The organism is Dietzia aerolata (assembly GCF_014144865.1).
Classification (GTDB): Bacteria; Actinomycetota; Actinomycetes; order Mycobacteriales; family Mycobacteriaceae; genus Dietzia; species Dietzia aerolata.
Map to the genome: position 1 here is coordinate 1 of NZ_JAALDM010000312.1, position 3,935 is coordinate 3,935.

3 protein-coding genes are annotated in these 3,935 nt (G+C 70.9%); 2 read left to right on the top strand and 1 reads right to left on the bottom strand.

Annotated features, from left to right (window positions below; translation table 11 throughout):
* Nucleotides 1–790 (top strand): SMP-30/gluconolactonase/LRE family protein (locus G6016_RS15580; protein ID WP_182633516.1); only part of this gene is annotated, 790 nt, incomplete at its 5' end.
* Nucleotides 791–817: 27 nt separating this feature from the next.
* Here the strand turns inward: G6016_RS15580 and G6016_RS15585 are convergent.
* Complete coding sequence (locus G6016_RS15585) at nucleotides 818–1,261, bottom strand: DUF4870 domain-containing protein (protein ID WP_182633517.1); 444 nt, start codon at nucleotides 1,259–1,261, stop codon at nucleotides 818–820.
* A 242-nt stretch (nucleotides 1,262–1,503) separates the two neighbouring features.
* On the opposite strand from G6016_RS15585, the gene G6016_RS15590 reads away from it, so the two are divergent.
* Nucleotides 1,504–3,935, top strand: a 2,432-nt coding sequence (locus G6016_RS15590) for a phosphoenolpyruvate carboxylase (protein WP_241730370.1), incomplete at its 3' end; no start/stop codon positions are given.

Consider the following 3,935-nt stretch of genomic DNA (forward strand, 5'->3'; position numbering starts at 1 on the left):
CGGACGCCTGTGGGTATCGAAAACGTTCCTGAACAGGGTCGATGCCTACGACGACGACGGCAACATCATCGCCACCGCCAGCGTGCGCTCACCCGGCGGGATCGATCTGGGCCCCGACGGGCGGATGCATGTGGCGGCTGGAACGGGCTACCTGGCGCAGCGATCCGACGTCGTGTCGTTCGACCCCTCGGCGGGCCGGCCGGGCGAGGCGATCGAGGCCGGTGCCGGAGCGCCGATCGAGGTGCGCGTCGAGGCGCGGCTGGACAATCGGAAGAACGGTCTCGCCGTGGACGCGGCCGGCAACCGCTACCTGACCAGTCTCGAGGACGACGGCCTGACCAAGGTGCGGCCCGACGGCACGGTGGACGAGGAGTGGTCGGCGGCGGCGCGGCTCGGGGTGTCCAACGGGATCGCGATCTCCGGCGACACGGCGTACGTCTCGCAGTCGACGGACCGGACCGTGGTGCACGCGGTGCCGCTCGACGCGCCGGGTGAATGGACCACCACCGAGCTGACCGCCCCACCCACCATGCCGCGGGGGCTCGACGATCTGGCCGTCACGGATGAGGCGTTGCTGGTGACGTCGTGGTCGTCCGGTGAGGTGTACCGGATCGACCGCGACAGTGGCGAGGTCTGCGTGCTGGTCGGCGGGATCCCGCGCGCGACGTCGGTGGTGGTGGCGGACGGGTTCACCGGCTCCGGTGCCGAGTCAGTCCCCGACGGCTTCGACCCCGGAGATCTACTTGTCACCTCGCTTCACGGGCCGATCCGGCACGTGTCGCTGGGCTGAGTCCGGAGCCCGGAAGCCCAGCGCAGGTCAGCGCAGCACCTTGATCTGGAGCGGGTAGTTCATCGACTCGCCCTTGGTGGCGCGGAGCGTGCCGATCACGTGCGCGATGATCTGCCCGAGGAACGACACCGCGAGCAGGATCAGCCCGAGCGGGATGCCGATGATCGTGATGATGCAGATCCAGCCGACTATGTTGATCAGCCACATGCTGAGGTTGAAGTTGAACGATCCGGCGGCCGCCTGGCGGACGAACGGGCTGCGGTCCTTGTAGATCAGCCACGCCACGAGCGGGCCGACGAACGACAGCCAACCGGCCGAGATGACCATCGCGATCAGGCTCGAGGCGTGCGCCAGGGCGGCGGCCGTGCGGTCCTCTGAGGTGACCGGGACCATCTGCTGGCCGTACGGGTTGCCGAGCGGACCGGCGCCGTACGGGTTGCTGGACTGCTGGAAACCGGGCTGCTGTGTCATGACTCCAATCCTCCTCCCCTCACCGCCGGAAAGCATCGGGGACAACCCGGAATTACTCGACAGGATTCGCGGGACATCGCGATTCGACGCACATCCCGTCGAGTACATGGCGGGGGTTCCGAGCGGCGGGGAGGCCGACGACTGAGCGGCCGGGGCGCCGGCGGCGGAGGGTCGGGGGCAACGGCGGCGCAGTCCTTCCGGGATTCACGCGGATGTCACACGTCGCGCCTACGCTGACGGCCATGGCCGAGAACAGCGAGCCCGCCCGCGAAGACTCCACGCTTCCCCCGACCATCGCCGCCGACCACGGCAGTGGCCCCGACCCGCTCCAGTCGGCGGTCGCCCCACTGCGCGACGACGTGCGGTTCCTCGGCGCCCTGCTCGGCGACACCGTGCGCGAGCAGGAAGGCCAGGAGATCTTCGACCTGGTGGAGACCGCCCGCCGCACCGCGTTCGCCGTCCGCCGCTCGCAGGCCGACCGCGACGAGGTGGCCGCCCTGTTCACCGACGTGCCCACCGAGAAGGTGATCCCGGTGATCCGGGCGTTCTCGCTGTTCGCGCTGCTGGCGAACGTCGCGGAGGACCTGCATCAGGAGCGTCGTCGTCGGATCCACACCGCTGCCGGCGCACCCCCGCCGGACGGGGATCTCGAGGCCACGTGGGCCCGCCTCGACACGACCCGGGCTGATCCCGAGAAGCTGGCCACGCTCCGCGCCACCGCCCGCGTCGCGCCGGTGCTGACCGCCCATCCGACGGAGACGCGCCGCCGCACCGTCTTCGAGGTCACCCGGCGGACGCTGCACCTCATGCGCCGCCGAGATGCGCTGCGGACCAACGCGAACGCGGAAGGCGACGCCGGGGGTCCCGCCGGAGATCGGGCCGGAGGCGACGCCGGGCCGGTGCGCGACCGGGTCACCGAGGCCGAGCTCGAGGCCGTCGAACTCGACATCCGCCGCCAGGTTCTCACCCTGTGGCAGACCGCGATCATCCGCAGCGAGCGGCCCCGCATCGAGGACGAGGTGCAGTCCGGTCTGCAGTACCACGAGGCCACCCTCATCGACGTGATCCCGCCGCTCAACGCCGAGATCGCCGACCGACTCGGCCTCGACACCCGTCCGGTGGTGCGCCCCGGCTCGTGGATTGGCGGTGATCGGGACGGCAACCCGTACGTCACCGGCGACGTGGTCCGGTTCGCCACCGAACAGGCCGCGGCGCTACTGCACCGCCACTACACCGAGCAACTGGACAAGCTCGAGCAGGAGCTGTCCCTGTCCCAGCGACTGGTGGAGGTGCCCGCCGCCTTGAGGGAGCTCGCGGATTGCGAACCCGCGCCCGAGAACGACGGCGGGCGCAGTGCCGCGCGCGAGGACGTCCCGTTCCGTCGCGCCGTGCGGGTGGTCCGCAGTCGCCTCGCGGGGCGGGCGAAGGCGTTGTCGTCGTCATCCTGGGGTTCTTCCGGGGGTTCCACCGAGGTTCGGCCCGGCGGTGAGCAGGCAGACGGCGAGCGGACAGGCGGCGTGCAGGCCTACACCGCGCCGGCGGAGATGCTGGCAGATCTCGACGTGATCGATCACGCGCTGGCCGAGTGTGGCGGCGAGTTGCTGCGCACGCCGCGGCTGCGGGATCTGCGATGGGCGGTGCGCACGTTCGGGTTTCATCTGCAGGCGCTGGACATGCGGCAGAACTCGGAGTCGCATGAGGACGTGCTCGGCGAGCTGTTCGCGCTGGCCGGGGTGTGCGAGGACTATGCCGCGCTCGACGAGGACGCGCGGGTGGAGCTGCTGCTGCGGGAGCTCTCGCACGACCGGCCGCTGCTCGGGCCCCGCGCAGAATTGTCCGAGGTGGCGCAGCGTGAACTGGGCGTGATGCGGGCGGCCGCCGCGGCGGTCGAGGTGCTCGGGCCGGAAGTGGTGCCGCACTACATCGTGTCCATGTGTGGGTCGGTGTCGGATCTGCTCGAGCCGGCGATCCTGCTGCGCGAGGTCGGCCTGTTCTCCGGCGATCCGGACGCGCCGAGGTCGAGTGTGCGGCTCATCCCGCTGCTGGAGACCATCGACGACCTAGCGGCGGGACCTGCGATCCTTGACGCAGCGCTGGCGATCCCGCAGTTCCGCGAACTCGTGCGCGGGCAGGGCGACGTGCTCGAGGTGATGCTCGGGTACTCGGATTCCAACAAGGATGGCGGCTACCTCGCCGCGAACTGGGCGCTGTACGAGGCCGAACGCGACCTGGCCGCGAGCGCCGACCGGGCCGGGGTGCACCTGCGCTACTTCCACGGGCGCGGCGGCGCGGTGGGTCGGGGCGGCGGCAACTCCTACGACGCGATCCTCGCCCAGCCGCCCGGCGCGGTGCAGGGCGCGCTGCGGATCACCGAGCAGGGTGAGGTCATCTCCGCCAAGTACTCCGAGCCCCGGCGGGCCCGCCGAAACCTCGAGGCGCTGGTCGCGGCCACCGTCGAGGCGTCCCTGCTGGATGTCGAGGGGCTCGGCGAGCACGCCGACGAGGCCTACACGGTGATGGCCGAACTCGCGCGACTGGGCCGGCAGGCGTACGCGTCGCTGGTGCATTCCGACCCCGGCTTCATCGACTACTTCACCACCTCAACGCCCGTAGCGGAGATCGGTGAGCTCAACATCGGCTCGCGGCCCACCTCGCGGAAGCAGACCTCCGGGGT

Excerpts from the sequence above, each read along its gene's own strand:
- G6016_RS15585 (WP_182633517.1), bottom strand. The coding sequence starts at position 1,261 with ATGACACAGCAGCCCGGTTTCCAGCAGTCCAGCAACCCGTACGGCGCC.